This window comes from Enterobacter cloacae complex sp. IR5441 (genome assembly GCF_049238215.1).
Taxonomy (GTDB): domain Bacteria; phylum Pseudomonadota; class Gammaproteobacteria; order Enterobacterales; family Enterobacteriaceae; genus Enterobacter; species Enterobacter hormaechei_C.
The window spans coordinates 144,649-159,788 of sequence record NZ_JBMKIA010000006.1; the positions used below are offsets into that span (position 1 = coordinate 144,649).

Consider the following 15,140-nt stretch of genomic DNA (forward strand, 5'->3'; position numbering starts at 1 on the left):
TAAAATTAATCAACGTTCAACGGTGGAACATCCCGCCCCTGACGTTGGTAGAAATCGGTCACGAAGCTCTCTAATTTACCCTCTTCGATAGCCTTACGTAAACCAGCCATTAAGCGCTGATAATAACGAAGATTATGAATGGTATTGAGACGCGCCCCCAAAATCTCGTTGCAACGATCGAGATGATGCAGATACGCGCGAGAATAATTGCGACAGGTATAGCAATCGCACTCGGAATCGAGCGGGCTGGTGTCACTCTTATGCTTCGCGTTACGGATTTTCACCACGCCATCGGTAACGAACAAATGACCGTTACGCGCGTTTCGGGTTGGCATAACGCAGTCGAACATATCAATGCCGCGACGTACGCCTTCCACCAGATCTTCTGGTTTACCCACACCCATCAGGTATCGTGGTTTATCCGCCGGGATTTGCGGGCAGACATGCTCCAGAATGCGGTGCATGTCTTCCTTCGGCTCACCCACAGCCAAACCGCCGACAGCGTAGCCATCAAAGCCTATCTCTACCAGACCTTTAACCGAGATATCGCGTAAATCTTCGTAAACGCTGCCCTGAATAATGCCGAACAGCGCATTTTTGTTTTGCAGGGCGTCAAAACGGTCGCGGCTACGCTTCGCCCAACGCAGGGACATCTCCATGGAACGCTTGGCGTAGTCCCAGTCCGCCGGGTATGGCGTACATTCGTCGAAGATCATTACGATATCGGAGCCGAGATCGTACTGAATCTCCATGGATTTTTCCGGATCGAGGAAGATTGGATCGCCGTTGATCGGGTTACGGAAGTGTACGCCCTGCTCAGTGATCTTACGGATATCGCCCAGGCTGAAGACCTGGAAACCGCCGGAGTCGGTGAGGATCGGGCCTTTCCACTGCATGAAATCGTGCAGGTCGCCGTGGAGCTTCATGATCTCCTGACCCGGACGCAGCCACAGGTGGAAGGTGTTGCCGAGGATAATCTGTGCGCCAGTGGCTTCAACTTCTTCCGGCGTCATTCCTTTTACGGTGCCGTACGTGCCCACAGGCATAAACGCGGGGGTTTCTACCACGCCGCGATCAAACACCAGACGACCGCGACGCGCGCGGCCATCGGTGGTATCGAGTTCAAATTTCATTTTTTCTCCGACGTCAGAAAAACAGTCCAACGTTGTAATACGGTGCCGCGGACTTATTCCCCGACACGCTCATTCAAAGCCTGCGGATTGTACGTGATAAACATCGCGTCACCGTAGCTAAAAAAGCGATATTTTTGTTCTACCGCAGACTTGTAGGCGTTCATCGTATGCTGATACCCCGCAAACGCGGAAACCAGCATAATCAGCGTCGATTCAGGCAGATGGAAGTTGGTCACCAGCGCATCAATGACTTTGTACTGATAGCCCGGGTAGATAAAGATCTGCGTATCGCCAAAGAACGGCTCAATCAGCTCGCTTTTCGCGGCCTGCGCAGCGCTCTCAAGGGAACGTACCGACGTTGTACCGACGGCCACGACGCGATTACCGCGCGCTTTCGCCGCCAGCACCGCATCCACAACCTCCTGTGGCACTTCGGCATACTCAGAGTGCATGATGTGGTCTTCGATGCTGTCCACGCGCACCGGCTGGAAGGTCCCCGCGCCGACGTGCAGCGTCACGAACGCCATCTCAATGCCTTTCGCGCGCAGCTTTTCCAGCAGCGGTTCATCAAAGTGCAGGCCCGCCGTTGGCGCCGCCACCGCGCCAGGCTTCTGGCTGTAGACGGTCTGATACAGCTCGCGGTCGGCCTCTTCGTCCGGGCGCTCAATATACGGCGGCAGCGGCATGTGGCCGATGGCGTTGAGGATATCGAGCACCGTGCGCTCGTCGTTGAATTCCACTTCAAATAGCGCATCGTGACGCGCGGTCATGGTCGCTTTGATGCTCTCGTCATCCCCCAGCAGCAGTTCAGCGCCCGGCTTCGGCGCTTTAGAGGCGCGAATATGTGCCAGAATACGTTTATCATCGAGCATACGTTCGACCAGCACCTCAATCTTACCGCCGCTGGCTTTACGGCCAAACAGACGCGCCGGGATCACGCGGGTATTGTTAAAGACCAGCAGATCGCCAGGGTTGAGCTTGTCGAGCAGATCGGTGAAAGTACCGTGCGTCAGCGCGCCCGTTGGCCCGTCCAGTGACAGCAAGCGACAGCTGCTACGCTCAGGCATGGGATAGTGAGCAATCAGGGATTCAGGTAGTTCAAAGGAGAAATCGGCGACGCGCATGACGTATACTCGTGACTTAAAAACAGGCGGCATAGTCTAGTGCTCACACCCTTTTGCTGCAACAACTAGCCGCCACCGGACAACGAAAACGCATGAATTTTCTCGCTCATCTGCATCTCGCTCATCTCGCGGACAGCTCCCTCTCCGGCAATTTGCTGGCCGATTTTGTACGCGGCAACCCCGCGGAAGCGTACTCCCCTGAGGTTGTCGACGGGATTTTTATGCACCGCCGCATCGACGTGCTGACCGATAACCTGCCGGAAGTGACGGAAGCCAAAGCCTGGTTCCGCCCCGAAACCCGACGCGTGGCGCCGATCACGCTCGACGTCATGTGGGATCATTTCCTGTCGCGCCACTGGTCCCGGCTGTCGCCTGATATGTCGCTGCCTGAGTTTGTGCGCTACGCCCACGCGCAGGTGTCGATCATTTTGCCGGACTCCCCGCCGCGCTTTGTGAATCTGAATAACTATCTCTGGTCTGAACGCTGGCTGGAGCGATACCGCGAGATGGATTTCATTCAGAACGTCCTGAACGGCATGGCGAGCCGTCGACCGCGTCTGGACGCGCTGCGCGACTCATGGCATGACCTGGATGAACATTATGATGCGCTGGAAACCCGCTTCTGGCAGTTCTACCCGCGTATGATGACGCAGGCGAAAAATAAAGAACTGTGAAGTCGGTTCGATTGATAGGTAAAAGCTGGTGGAACGATTGTTACCACCTCTTTGTCTTATTCCCGTACTGCCTCTATACTGGCCCGCGTTGCGTTCCAAATAACCTTAGTATCTACAGGAGAATCATATGGTTCTGGTAACTCGTCCGGCTCCGGATTTTACAGCTGCCGCCGTTCTGGGCAATGGTGAAATCGTTGAAAACTTCAACTTCAAACAGCACACCAACGGTAAAGCGACCGTTCTGTTCTTCTGGCCAATGGACTTCACTTTCGTTTGCCCGTCTGAGCTGATCGCGTTCGACAAACGTTACGAAGAATTCCAGAAGCGTGGCGTGGAAGTGGTTGGCGTCTCCTTCGACTCTGAATTTGTACACAACGCATGGCGTAACACCCCTGTCGAAAACGGCGGCATCGGTGCAGTGAAATACGCGATGGTTGCGGACATCAAACGCGAAATCCAGCAGGCTTACGGTATCGAACATCCGGACGCTGGCGTTGCACTGCGTGGTTCTTTCCTGATCGACGCGAACGGCATCGTTCGTCACCAGGTTGTGAACGATCTGCCGCTGGGTCGTAACATCGACGAAATGCTGCGCATGGTTGACGCGCTCCAGTTCCACGAAGAGCATGGTGAAGTGTGCCCGGCTCAGTGGGAAAAAGGTAAAGAAGGTATGGCGGCTTCCCCAGACGGCGTAGCTAAATACCTGTCTGAGAACGTATCCAGCCTGTAATCGGCACGGTTTACCAAAAAACCCGCGAATACGCGGGTTTTTTTATGGCTTATGCTGCGCCGTCTTTTTTTACCTCGCGCCAGATGCGCCATGCCATACCCGCAAGCACCATCACCCCCGCAATCAGTACGCCCCAGACCATCAGCGTTTTCATTCTGCTTTCCTGCTCAGCCGCAGACGTCGCGGTTAAACGCGCCTCGCCACCCAGCGGGACAGGTTCCAGCGTATCCGCCATCGGCAGGGCTGCCAGATCGTAGGTTTTACGCAGTTCGGTCGGGATCAGCATATCCGTCTCCACGCTCGCCGGTTTCGCAGCCCCGTTCCCCCACGCGAGCAGGTACGGCCCCTTCCCCTGCGCGTTAAACACCAGATCGTAGCGCACGCGTTGCCCGGTCACGCCAGGCAGGTTCTCAGGCAAACGCGCATTGAGGGTCTTGATTTTTACCGCCTCGACCAGCCCGCCAGGGAGCGGAACAGGTTCAGACGTTTTGCCGCCGAGCTGGTAGATCACCTCTTTTTTCAGCGTATGCCACCGATCCTTATCCGCCTCCCGCCAGGCTATTTCTGCCGGGAGAACACCGTCGCCATTCAGCATGAAGCCGATCGCACTCAGAGGCTGCGGATGTTTCCAGCGCCACACGGCTTCGCTTTCGGATAACCGCTCCCCCTCTCCCGCCAGGCTAATGTGCTCAGATTCCGGCTGTTCAGTCGCGTTAATCGCGTTGACGCCGGTTAACGTCAGGGCAGAACGCCCCGTGTTCAGCACCAGCAGCAGATAACGATTCGCCTCAGGCGATAACACCAGATCGGTATCGATGCGGTCGAGCTTCAGGCGATCCTGTCCACTCATCACGTCCAGCAGGGGCATCTCTTCGCGCAGGGTATACCAGTTTTTCAGATCCTCGCTGTAATAGACCAATGCCGTCCCCTGCCACGAGCCCTGCGGCGTGTCCCAGAAAAGCTGGAGCTGAGAGAGCGGAACCTCCGTCGCGTTTTCCGGCAGGGTCAGCAGATAGTGCTGTCCGGCAGCCGCCGCGTGTTGCCCTTCCAGCACAATTTCCACGCCGTTTCTGGCCCGTAGCATAATTTTATCGCCGCTGTCCTCTTCTCCGCCCGGCGAGGCGTTAAGCGCAAAGAGGCGCAGCGCCGTGGTGGTCGGTGCCGGCTGCGGACGCGTCGTGGTAACCAGGCTGAACGGTACCGGCTCGCCCGACTGATTAAACACGCGCACGTCGCGCAGATCGGGCGATGTGCTCTGCTGATAAACCGCCAGCGGCAGCATGACCCGATACCACGGCGAAGAGGCAGAGGTATCAAGGGACAGGCCATAGGCATAATCCCGCGGGGATTCCGCTGGCGCGCCCTCGCAGAATGCCGGACCGGCCACGGCCAGCAGTGCCGCACAAACAACCGCGTTCATCCATTTCATTTTTCTTCTCCTGCTTTAGGCGGTAGCGGCGAGAAATAGCCCACAATCAGGACCAGGATCGCCACGCCAATAAACGCGACGGCGCGCGCCAGGCCGCCACCGCCCGCGCTGTCCACCAGCATCAGTTTGAGCATGACCACCCCCAGTAGCGCCGCACCGCCAAGCCACTGCTGACGGGAGGCGTGACGGGTGGCGCGGATCATGACCACCAGCGCGCACAACATCCAGAACAGGGCAAAGGTGGTCTGGATAAGCCGCGAATGCCACAACGACTCCCAATTCCAGGCCACCTCGCCGTACCACGCCAGCGCGCGCAGCAATGCGCCGTTAAGCCACCAGAAACCCAGGGCCATCAGCACAACGGCGGGCCACGGACGGGACTGCGCAAGCGATGCCGGATAGTAGCGATCCACTTCCCGATAAAACACCACCAGCCCCAGCAGCGCGAACGCCGCCCCTTCCTCAAGCGGGTTCACCAGCGGCAGCCATGTCTGTTGATAGACCACACCGTCCTGCAAATTGGTCACGACCAGCAATACCACCAGCGCCACAACCACAGGGATCGCGGCAAGGCAGGCGTAGAGCGCAGGCCATACCCGGAACGGCCACCCGCGACGCCGTACGGCCGCGGAGAGCGCCATAATCACCCCACCGCCAATAGCCATCGCAATGCCGCTTCCCCAGGCCGCCATGCCCCACGGCAGGGAGCGGGCAAACCAGTAAAGCTCGGCGGCTATGGCGAGTAAAATCATCCACACCAGCGACAGATGCAGTCCCATTGAGATACGCGGCAGAAGTTTATCTTCGTCGCGCCGCAGCAGCATCAGGGCGGCAGGCAGCGCAATAGCCCAGGCCAGATTTGCCCAGCTGGCCGCCAGGATTTGCTGTTGCCAGATCTGATACAGCACCATCAGCAGCATCACCGGCCACAGCAGCCATTTGCTGGCATCCAGCTCCCGCCACGCCAGACGAGCGGCGGCCTGCCGCCATCCCCAGGCCGATGCCGCCGTCAGCGCCAGCACGCCTGCCAGAACCGATAACTCCTGCTTCAGGAACAGCTGAGATGCGCCCAGCTGCGCCACTAACCAGAACAGCAGCCCACCGCCCAGCAATGCCCAACTGCCCGGCTGCGCGATTTTCTGCCACAGCCAGGCCGCAGCAAGCCAGCAAAGACTGAGCACTGCGAAAATAAGCAGCAGGCTCAACGAGGTGACGCCGTCCATTTGCGCCCATATCGCGCTGCCGAGCGCCAGCACCAGCAGCGCCGTCCCGCTATAGCTCATGCGCCGCTGCTGCTGTTGCACGCCCAGCCAGAGAATACCCAGCCCTTCCAGCGCCCAGGCCATCGCCGTCCAGCGCGCTGAAAGCGCCAGCGGAATGGCAAGCGTGGCAAACCCGCCGCCGATCGCCAGCGCCGCCATAACCAGTGGCCGCCCGACAGACGGATAGCGTCGCAGTGCGAGAAACGCCAGTGAGAGATAAAACGCACCATAGCCCAGCGCGCTGAGCGCCGGGCCGTACGTCCAGTGAGACGTCATGCCATACTGCATCCCAAAACCAATCAGCGGCGGAGCAAACAGCAGTGCGCCGTCAATAATCTGTTTGCCTTTTTCCTGCGCCCGCAGCGACAGCGCCACGCTAAACACGCCAAAAATAAGCGTATTGGCAATCAGGAACAGCTGACAGATAGCATAGTCTTCAGGCTGGTAGTCGCTCAGCCCCCATACCCCGCCAACGCCAAACGTGAAGAGCAGCCCGAGCAGGTTGAGCTCGCGCCAGTGCTGCCAGATGCTGATGGCGAGAATGCCGATGGAAAGCAGGAGATAGAAGGAGAACAGCGCCACAAAGCTGCCGCCTCCGGTAGACAACAGCAGCGGCGCAAGGTATCCGCCGAGGCTCGCCAGCATGGCAAGGCTCAGTGCCTTTTGCAGCACGGCCAGCCCGACGCTCGCCGCGCAAATCACCACCAGCAGCGCAAACGCCAGCGTCATCGGCAGCATTTGCCACAGCCGGAATGCGCCAAAGACGGTCAGATAAAGCACGCCGGTCGCCCCGCCCTGGAGGATCAGCGCGTAGATCCGCTGCCTGTGCCGCAGCCGCCATCCCCCGGCCAGCAGAACCATGGCAAACAGCGCCGTGGCGGCAAGACGCAGCTCAAGCGGAAACAGTGAATGTTCAACGGTATAGCGCAGCAGGAAAGAGAGGCCGAGGAAGAGCAGTACAATCCCCAGTTTTGCCAGCGGATTGCCTTGCATAAACCAGCGCGTCAGCGAGGACAGGATGCCGCCAAAGGCGGAAGGCCGTTTTGCCGCCGGTACAAGCGCTGGTTCTGCTTCAGTGACGGGCGGTTCGGGACGCCAGGGATCGACAGGTGCGGTAACGGCTTCTGCCACCGACGCTGGCGTCTCCACCGGCGCGGCGGCCTGCACCGGCTCCGGCGCTTTCTCAGCGACACCGCGCTCCTCAAGCGCCTCAATGCGCTGGCGAAGCCGGGCGATCTCCTGCCGCGCCGCCGTGCTTCGGTTAAAACCTATCACCGCGAGCACGGGTGCCACGACCAGCGCAAAAACCAGGAACAAACAGCCAAGGATGTAAAGCTCGTCCATGTTTCCACCTTCACCGTAAACGATCCGCTAAGATTGACACAAATCGTTGCATTTGCGCCATCTTAAAAGGTGAAAACCATTCTGCCTGCGCTTAGCTGCCGAACCAGACCGCAGCGGAAATCGCGGGCAGCGTGAGCACGCTCTCCTGGAACATCGCTTTACCCTCTTTGATCTTCCACGTTTTACCGGCCAGCAGTGGTGAATCTTCCAGCACCACTTCACACGCCTCGCCCCGGTTGATCGCCACCAGCACGCGCTGCTGGTTATAGACGCGGACAAACACCACTACGTTATCGTGGGCGTACATCACCTGACAGCCCCCGTAGCGCAGGGCCTGACTCTGCCTGCGCAGCGTCGCCATACGCTGGTACAGGCTGAACAGATCCTGATCCTGTTTTTCACTCTCCCACGGGAAGGTTTTACGGCAGAACGGATCGTTATTCCCCTCCAGCCCCACTTCATCGCCATAGTAGATGCAGGGTACGCCCGGCCAGGTAAAGAGCCAGGTCACCGCCAGCGGCAGACGCGCCACATCTTTACCCAGCAATGATTTAAAGCGCGCGGTATCATGGCTGTCGAGCTGGTTAAACATCCGCAGCTGCTGCTGATGCGACAGGCCAGCGCGATAGTTTTCCATCCACGCCATGCAGGTTTCGGCGTCGATATGCTGCGGATCGTAAGAGATATCGGTGTTAGCGAGGAAACCCCACAGCGGGAAGGTGAAGCCGCGATAGTTCATCGCCGCGTCTTCTGCATCAGCCTGCAACCACTGACGCGCGTCGCCAAAGTGCTCCCCGAAGACGAACGCTTCCGACCGGGCCGCTTTTGCCGACCGGGTAATGGCGGCGACATGTTGAAGGTTATTCCGCGCCCCGCCTGATTCACCCAGCATATGCACCACGTCCAGCCGCCAGCCGTCCATGTTCCACGGCGCTTTCAGCCAGTGGCGCACGATGCTGTCGTCGTCGCCGTAGATCTCATTCACCAGCGATGGCGACTGGAAATCGAGCTTCGGCAGGCTCGGGTAGCCCAGCCAGTCCAGGGCGCGGCCATTCTCATCAAAACTGTACCAGTCACGCTGCGGTGAGTCCGGATTATGGCATGCGCCGCTCATCGACTGATTATGACGGTCAAACCACGCGTGAGAATCACCGCTGTGATTGAACACGCCATCAAGGATCAGGCGCATACCCTCTTTTTGCGTGTTGTGCCGCAGCCGCAGCAGCGCCTCGTCACCGCCAAACTGCTCGTCAACGTGGCGATAATCCTGCGTATCGTATTTGTGCACGCTTGGCGCTTTAAACACCGGGTTCAGGTACAGCGCCGTGACGCCGAGCGTTTTCAGGTACGGCAGTTTTTCGCTGATACCGTCGAGATCGCCGCCGTAAAAGGTCGATCCCCCCGCCTGGGCGGTCAGCGGCTCGTCCCATTTTTTCAGAATGATGTCGTGACCGACCGCATGATGGTAATAAACCTTGTCCTGATCGGCGTTGCGCTTTTCGCTGCGCGCAAAGCGGTCCGGGAAAATCTGGTAAAAGACCTGATCGTTAACCCACTGCGGGCCGTTATCCGGGTGATCCACAGCAAACTGCTCCAGCCGGGCCGGAAGAAAACGGCTGAAGCCCTGCGGGGTAAACCACAGCTGCCGGTTGTTCCACAGCAGCTTGAAGCCGTAGCGGCGACGCGGCTGCCCGCTGCGCAAATCGATATTTGCCCGCCACGCCGTGACGCCCGGCTGCGGCTGGCTGCGCACTTTGTGCATTTTCAGCGACGTTTCTTCGTTATCCACTTCGGCGCGCAGGGTCACACGTTCAGGCTGATTGTCCCCTGCCAGCCAGAGCGTAATCACAAGGTTGTCTTTGTTTTGCTTAACAAATGGGTCAACCGGAAGGTGCCAGGCGTTTAACATCACGAATCCCCTTTGATGAAATTGACGTCACCTTGCCACAGGGTGATTAAAGATAGCTCATCGTGTTCGGGATTATTGGGGGAGGAGAACGGAGGAGGAGATTTTTTCCAGGGCAAAAGGGAGTGTAGGCCGGGTAAGCGCAGCGCCACCCGGCATTTTTACCTTACTGTGCTTCCGCCAGCTGACGATCGCGGCGACATTTAAACATCCAGCCCACCAGCAGCAGGACGATCCACGCGAAGCCCACGTACAGGGAAATACGGGTATCCGGGTGATAACCAATCAGGCCAATGATGAAGACCAGGAAGATGAGACCGACAATGGTCGTTGGCACGCCGCCCGGCACTTTAAACTTCAGCGCTTTGGCCTCTTCTGGCGACAGGCGGCGACGGAACGCAATCTGCGACAGCAGGATCATGATCCACACCCACACCGTCGCAAAGGTCGCCAGTGACGCAATCACCAGGAAGACGTTCTCCGGCATGATGTAATTCAGGTAAACCGAGAACAGCAGCGCCACGGTCATGACCAGCACCGTTACCCACGGGGTGCCGCGACGCGATGTTTTGGCAAACACCTTCGGCGCACTGCCCTGCTCCGCCATGCCGTGCAGCATACGACCCACGCCGAAGACGTCACTGTTGATGGCCGACAGCGAGGCGGTCAGTACCACAAAGTTGAGAATGCTGGCGGCAAACGCAATGCCCATATGCTGGAAAGTCAGGACAAACGGGCTGCCGTTGGTGCCCACCTGGTTCCACGGGTAGATGGACATAATCACAAACAACGTGCCCACGTAGAACACCAGGATACGCATCGGCACCGAGTTGATGGCGCGCGGAATGGACTTCTCCGGATCTTTCGCTTCCCCGGCGGTGATGCCGATAATCTCAATACCGCCATAGGCGAACATGACCATCTGGAGCGACATGACCATCCCGAGCCAGCCGTTGCTGAAGAAGCCGCCGTTGCTCCACAGGTTATGGATGCCGGTTGGCTGCCCACCGTTGCCGATACCCCAGATGATGATGCCGAAACCGGCGAGGATCATGATGATAATGGTCGCGACCTTGAAGAAGGAGAACCAGAACTCCAGCTCGCCAAACACCTTCACGCTCATCAGGTTAACGGCGCAGATGATCAGCACCACGCTCAGTACCCAGATCCAGTGCGGCACGGCGGGGAACCAGACCCCCATATAGATGCCAAACGCCGTCACATCGGCAATGGCGACAATCAGGATTTCGAAGCAGTAGGTCCAGCCGGTGATAAACCCGGCCAGCGGGCCTAAGTTTTCTTGTGCGTAGCGGGAGAAGGAACTGGCAGACGGGTTGTGAACCGACATCTCCCCCAGCGCACGCATGATGATATAGGCCGCCACGCCGCCGATGATGTAGGCCAGCAGAACGCTTGGACCGGCCATTTTGATGGCATCTGCCGAGCCATAAAAAAGACCGGTGCCGATAGCCGAGCCCAGCGCCATAAAGCGGATGTGGCGGGTGCTCAATCCACGTTTAAGTTTGTTAGTGCTTTCCATTAAAATCTTGCCATTCAACACGAAAAAAACAAAAAACCACGGGGCCTTAAGCCCCGTGGTTAAACAATTTGTTGCCGTTGATTAATGGGCGTTGGATGTCACCTGACGCCCTGCCGCACGGTCCCAGATAATCGCCAGAACCAGCGCTACAACGGAAGGCATCAGCCAGGCCAGGCCCTGCTCGGACAGCGGCAGACGCTGTGTCCAGGCTGGCAGGATTTCTGCAAATGCTGATGCTTTGATCCCGTCAAGGATACCAAAAATCAGGCTGATAAACATGGCCGGCGCAATAATTCGCGTCGAGTTATGCCACCACGGGCGGGTGAAGCTCAGCACCACCAGCACGATACATGGCGGATAGATCGCCGTCAGCACCGGAATTGACACCTGAATCAGGTGGCTCAGACCGAGGTTTGACACCGCCATGGAGAAGATGCCGAGGATAAACACCAGCGTGCGGTAAGAGAGCGGCAGATACTGGGCGAAGAACTCCGCGCAGGCGCAGGTCAGACCCACCGCCGTCACCAGACAGGCCAGGAAAATCAGCGCCGCCAGCAGCATGCTGCCTGCACCACCAAAGGTATGCTGCACGTAAGCATGCAGGATCGCCGCGCCGTTTGCGTTCTGATCGACCAGCGTTGCGCTATCTGAGCCCAGACGGAACAGCGCCAGATACAGCAGCGTCAGGCCGACACCGGCCATCAGGCCAGCCCAGATGGTGTAGCGAGTCAGCAGACGCGCTTCGGTCACCCCGCGGGAACGCGCGGCGTTAACGATAACAATACCAAACACCATCGCACCGAGCGTATCCATTGTCAGATAGCCGTTCACGAAACCGTTTGAGAACGCCGCGTTCTGATAAGCGTCCATCGCGGAGCTGATGGGCCCCGCAGGCCAGACGATGGCCGCAACCGCCAGCACGATCAGCGCCACAATTTTCAGCGGAGCCAGGAAGTTACCCACGGTATCCAGCAGTTTGCCGGGATAGAGAGAAACCAGAATCACGATGGCGAAGTAAATGAGGCTGTAAATAAACAGCGGCATCGCGCCGTCACCGGTCAGCGGGGCGATACCCACTTCAAAGGAGACGGTCGCCGTACGTGGGGTCGCGAACAGCGGGCCAACGGCCAGATAGCAGACGGTTGCCAGCAGAACGCCAGCCACTTTGCCAATCGGGGTGCTGAGGCTGTCCACACCGCCACCGACTTTCGCCAGCGCGATAACGGTCAGTACCGGCAGGCCCACGGCAGTAAGCAGGAAGCCAAACGCAGCCGTCCAGACGTGTTCACCCGCCTGTAAGCCAACCATTGGAGGAAAAATGATGTTACCTGCGCCAACGAACAGCGCAAATGTCATAAAGCCCAGCGCGATAATGTCACGCGATTTCAAGTGATGGGTCATAAAACCTTACTGCCTGTGGATGTGGTGTTGAATACGTTGAGATTTTCGCCATCCCTCACGGGACGATACAGCGGAAAATTTGCTCAATTTCAGCGGGATATGCTCCCGTCCTGGCGTGGCGAAGAATAGTTTTTCGATTTACCACGCAAATACAGTCGGTCTGACAGTATATGGGGGGCAATTTAAACGCTTATAACGTTTAAAGGCAAGAAGGGATCGTAAAACCAGAACAATATGCCAGCATGAAAATTCAGACCAAAATAATATGCCATGTATAAGAAAAACTCATGGCTAATCATGCGAACAAAAAAGCACCAGCCGTATAATATTCATCCGCGTTTCGCTTGACTGCAAAGCAAACGGGCCAGCAATCGCTGGCCCGTGGAAAGGTAGCCTGACACATCTGCCGTCAGGCGCTTTTTTTGGCAATTAATCGTTCCGGAATCACGAAGCTAAAGCGCGTGCCCTTACCCAGGGTGCTTTCGATATTGAGCCGGCTTTCGTGGTGGCTGACGGCATGCTTCACAATTGCCAGTCCCAGTCCGCTCCCGCCGGTCTGCCGCGAGCGCGCCTTATCCACCCGGTAGAATCGTTCGGTGAGACGCGGGAGGTGCTCGGGCCCAATCCCCGGCCCGTTGTCCTCGACGCTAAACTCAGCGCCCGCCGGGGTATGCTGCCAGCACACCGCGATATGCGTCCCTTTCGGGGTATGATTCACGGCGTTATAGACCAGGTTTGAGATAGCGCTTCGCAGCTCATCTTCACTGCCGAGCACTTTCAGCGTGTTATCAACGTCAAAACTCAGGGTGTGCTGATTATGACTCAGCGTTTGGGCTTCGCGCTCCACCACCCGCAACATCATCGGCACATCAATGATGTCGTTTAGCGCCAGCGACGGGGCAGCCTCAATCTTTGAAAGCGTCAGCAGCTGTTTGACCAGCCCTTCCATGCGGAACGTCTGCTCCCGCATGGTATGCAGTGCTTTCTCACGCGGCGCCCCCTCAAGCGTTTGCTCCTGCATCATCTCCAGGTAGCCCTGAAGCACCGTCAAGGGCGTACGCAGCTCGTGGCTGACGTTGGCAAAGAAGTTACGTCTCGCGCCCTCAAGCTGGTGCATCTGGGTAACGTCCCGCGCCACCATCAGCCACTGCCGATCGCTGTAGGGCATCACGCGGATTTCCAGATGGCGACCGTTATTGAGCTTCAGATTGTGCGGGCGCGAAAAATCCCGCTTTTTCAGATACAGCGTGAACTCGGGATAACGCAGAAGGTTCAGGATGTTCTGACCATTATCATCCGGCCAGCGCAGGCCCAGCAGCTGTTGCGCGAGGCCATTACACCAGAAGATTGTCCCTTCTTCTGTCGTCAGGATCACCGCGTCCGGCAGCGACTCCGCACCGCTACGAAAGCGTTTGATCAGGCTTCCCAGCTCACGACGGCGCTTTTTGTTACGCATCTGCATCTGGTGCAGGCCGTAGAGTAGCGGTTCCCAGCTCCCGCTTCCCGGCGGGGGTGTCATACTTCTGTCGACCCACAGCCACCAGGAGAGACGCAGTAAATTCCAGAAATGCCAGACGAGCAATCCCGTCACGGCCACCAGTAAAAACCACGGCAGATAGCCAAAGATAGCCCCCAGAATGAGGGCCGGAATACAACATAAGATCAGTTCAAAGACGAGCCTTTTCCATGACAGACGTTCCAGCACGCGTCACACTCCTGTCATTGTTCAGAAACGGGTCGAGAAACGATAACCCGTGCCGCGGACCGTCTGTACCATGCGATCGTGGCCGCTCAGTTCCAGTGCTTTACGCAGGCGGCGAATATGGACGTCAACCGTTCGGTCTTCGACATAGACGTTAGTTCCCCAGACGTTATTCAGCAACTGTTCGCGGCTGTAAACGCGCTCCGGGTGGGTCATAAAGAAGTGCAGGAGTTTAAATTCGGTCGGTCCCATATCGAGGGGATTTTCACCGGTCATGACCCGGTGTGAGGTAGGATCCAGGCTCAGCCCCTGCATCTCAATCACCTCTTCCACCGCCATCGGTGAAATACGGCGCATCACGGCTTTGATACGCGCCACCAGCTCTTTCGGGGAGAACGGTTTAGTGATGTAATCGTCCGCGCCGGTTTCCAGACCGCGCACGCGATCCTCTTCCTCGCCGCGCGCCGTCAGCATTACCACCGGGATATCGCGGGTCATCGCCTCGCGTTTGATATGCTTGATAAACTGCAATCCGGAACCGCCAGGCAGCATCCAGTCCAGCAGGATCAGATCGGGCCAGGGTTCATTCAGCTGGTTCACCGCGCTGTCATAATCTTCCGCTTCAACCGGCTGGAAGCCATTTTGTTCAAGCACGAAGCACACCATTTCACGGATCGGAGCTTCATCTTCTACGACCAGAATACGTCTCGCCATACTTTGCCCTGTCTTATCGTATTTAAGTTACAAGTCTGTAATGCGGCGTCATTATGCGTCAGATTTATGACAGATTTATGAAAAACATTACCACTATAAATAGCAAACTGTTGTTTTATTACAGCGGTTATTTTCCGTTCCCCGAACGTTTATAATCCTGCTTTCTTATTATTGCCACGGA

Annotated in this window: 11 protein-coding genes; 2 read left to right on the forward strand and 9 right to left on the reverse strand. The window is 57.5% G+C overall.

The window, feature by feature from the left end; translation table 11 throughout:
* Nucleotides 1-5 precede the first annotated feature (5 nt).
* Together tgt and queA are read right to left on the reverse strand one after the other, a co-directional pair.
* Nucleotides 6-1,133 carry a tRNA guanosine(34) transglycosylase Tgt gene (tgt, locus tag ACOTX5_RS09770; protein ID WP_015571303.1) on the reverse strand — a complete coding sequence of 376 codons (1,128 nt, stop codon included), beginning with the start codon at nt 1,131-1,133 and terminating at the stop codon, nt 6-8.
* Nucleotides 1,134-1,186: 53 nt separating this feature from the next.
* Nucleotides 1,187-2,257 carry a tRNA preQ1(34) S-adenosylmethionine ribosyltransferase-isomerase QueA gene (gene queA / locus ACOTX5_RS09775; protein ID WP_015571304.1) on the reverse strand — a complete coding sequence of 357 codons (1,071 nt, stop codon included), beginning with the start codon at nt 2,255-2,257 and terminating at the stop codon, nt 1,187-1,189.
* 92 nt (nt 2,258-2,349) lie between these two features.
* Between queA and acpH the strand changes: the two genes are divergently transcribed.
* Both acpH and ACOTX5_RS09785 read left to right on the forward strand, forming a co-directional pair.
* Nucleotides 2,350-2,931, forward strand: a complete 582-nt coding sequence (gene acpH / locus ACOTX5_RS09780; protein ID WP_015571305.1) for an ACP phosphodiesterase — start codon at nt 2,350-2,352, stop codon at nt 2,929-2,931.
* A gap of 127 nt (nt 2,932-3,058) precedes the next feature.
* On the forward strand, nt 3,059-3,661 hold the full coding sequence (locus ACOTX5_RS09785) for a peroxiredoxin C (protein WP_003859113.1): 603 nt from the start codon (nt 3,059-3,061) through the stop codon (nt 3,659-3,661).
* 49 nt (nt 3,662-3,710) lie between these two features.
* Here the strand turns inward: ACOTX5_RS09785 and ACOTX5_RS09790 are convergent, their stop codons facing one another.
* From ACOTX5_RS09790 to phoB, 7 genes are all read right to left on the reverse strand, one after another.
* Nucleotides 3,711-5,090: a DUF3999 domain-containing protein gene (locus tag ACOTX5_RS09790; protein WP_045911116.1), complete on the reverse strand. Its 1,380-nt coding sequence runs from the start codon at nt 5,088-5,090 to the stop codon at nt 3,711-3,713.
* The gene (locus ACOTX5_RS09795; protein WP_045911117.1) at nt 5,087-7,696 is read right to left on the reverse strand and encodes a DUF2339 domain-containing protein; all 2,610 of its coding nucleotides are present in this window, start codon (nt 7,694-7,696) and stop codon (nt 5,087-5,089) included. The genes ACOTX5_RS09790 and ACOTX5_RS09795 overlap by 4 nt, the downstream gene beginning before the upstream one ends.
* A 91-nt stretch (nt 7,697-7,787) precedes the next feature.
* A complete protein-coding gene (gene malZ, locus ACOTX5_RS09800; protein WP_047727236.1) occupies nt 7,788-9,605 on the reverse strand; it encodes a maltodextrin glucosidase in 1,818 nt (605 codons plus the stop codon).
* 163 nt (nt 9,606-9,768) lie between these two features.
* Nucleotides 9,769-11,142 carry a proline-specific permease ProY gene (proY, locus tag ACOTX5_RS09805; protein ID WP_017383160.1) on the reverse strand — a complete coding sequence of 458 codons (1,374 nt, stop codon included), beginning with the start codon at nt 11,140-11,142 and terminating at the stop codon, nt 9,769-9,771.
* A gap of 81 nt (nt 11,143-11,223) precedes the next feature.
* Complete coding sequence (gene brnQ / locus ACOTX5_RS09810) at nt 11,224-12,543, reverse strand: branched-chain amino acid transporter carrier protein BrnQ (protein ID WP_017694430.1); 1,320 nt, start codon at nt 12,541-12,543, stop codon at nt 11,224-11,226.
* Between the two features lie 409 nt (nt 12,544-12,952).
* Nucleotides 12,953-14,248 carry a phosphate regulon sensor histidine kinase PhoR gene (gene phoR / locus ACOTX5_RS09815; protein WP_017383159.1) on the reverse strand — a complete coding sequence of 432 codons (1,296 nt, stop codon included), beginning with the start codon at nt 14,246-14,248 and terminating at the stop codon, nt 12,953-12,955.
* A 21-nt stretch (nt 14,249-14,269) separates the two neighbouring features.
* Nucleotides 14,270-14,959 (reverse strand): phosphate response regulator transcription factor PhoB, encoded by a 690-nt coding sequence (gene phoB / locus ACOTX5_RS09820; RefSeq protein WP_003859122.1) that lies wholly within the window; start codon nt 14,957-14,959, stop codon nt 14,270-14,272.
* Nucleotides 14,960-15,140: the final 181 nt, after the last annotated feature.

Excerpts from the sequence above, each read along its gene's own strand:
- tgt (WP_015571303.1), bottom strand. The coding sequence starts at position 1,133 with ATGAAATTTGAACTCGATACCACCGATGGCCGCGCGCGTCGCGGTCGT.
- queA (WP_015571304.1), bottom strand. The coding sequence starts at position 2,257 with ATGCGCGTCGCCGATTTCTCCTTTGAACTACCTGAATCCCTGATTGCT.
- acpH (WP_015571305.1), top strand. The coding sequence starts at position 2,350 with ATGAATTTTCTCGCTCATCTGCATCTCGCTCATCTCGCGGACAGCTCC.
- ACOTX5_RS09785 (WP_003859113.1), top strand. The coding sequence starts at position 3,059 with ATGGTTCTGGTAACTCGTCCGGCTCCGGATTTTACAGCTGCCGCCGTT.
- ACOTX5_RS09790 (WP_045911116.1), bottom strand. The coding sequence starts at position 5,090 with ATGAAATGGATGAACGCGGTTGTTTGTGCGGCACTGCTGGCCGTGGCC.
- ACOTX5_RS09795 (WP_045911117.1), bottom strand. The coding sequence starts at position 7,696 with ATGGACGAGCTTTACATCCTTGGCTGTTTGTTCCTGGTTTTTGCGCTG.
- malZ (WP_047727236.1), bottom strand. The coding sequence starts at position 9,605 with ATGTTAAACGCCTGGCACCTTCCGGTTGACCCATTTGTTAAGCAAAAC.
- proY (WP_017383160.1), bottom strand. The coding sequence starts at position 11,142 with ATGGAAAGCACTAACAAACTTAAACGTGGATTGAGCACCCGCCACATC.
- brnQ (WP_017694430.1), bottom strand. The coding sequence starts at position 12,543 with ATGACCCATCACTTGAAATCGCGTGACATTATCGCGCTGGGCTTTATG.
- phoB (WP_003859122.1), bottom strand. The coding sequence starts at position 14,959 with ATGGCGAGACGTATTCTGGTCGTAGAAGATGAAGCTCCGATCCGTGAA.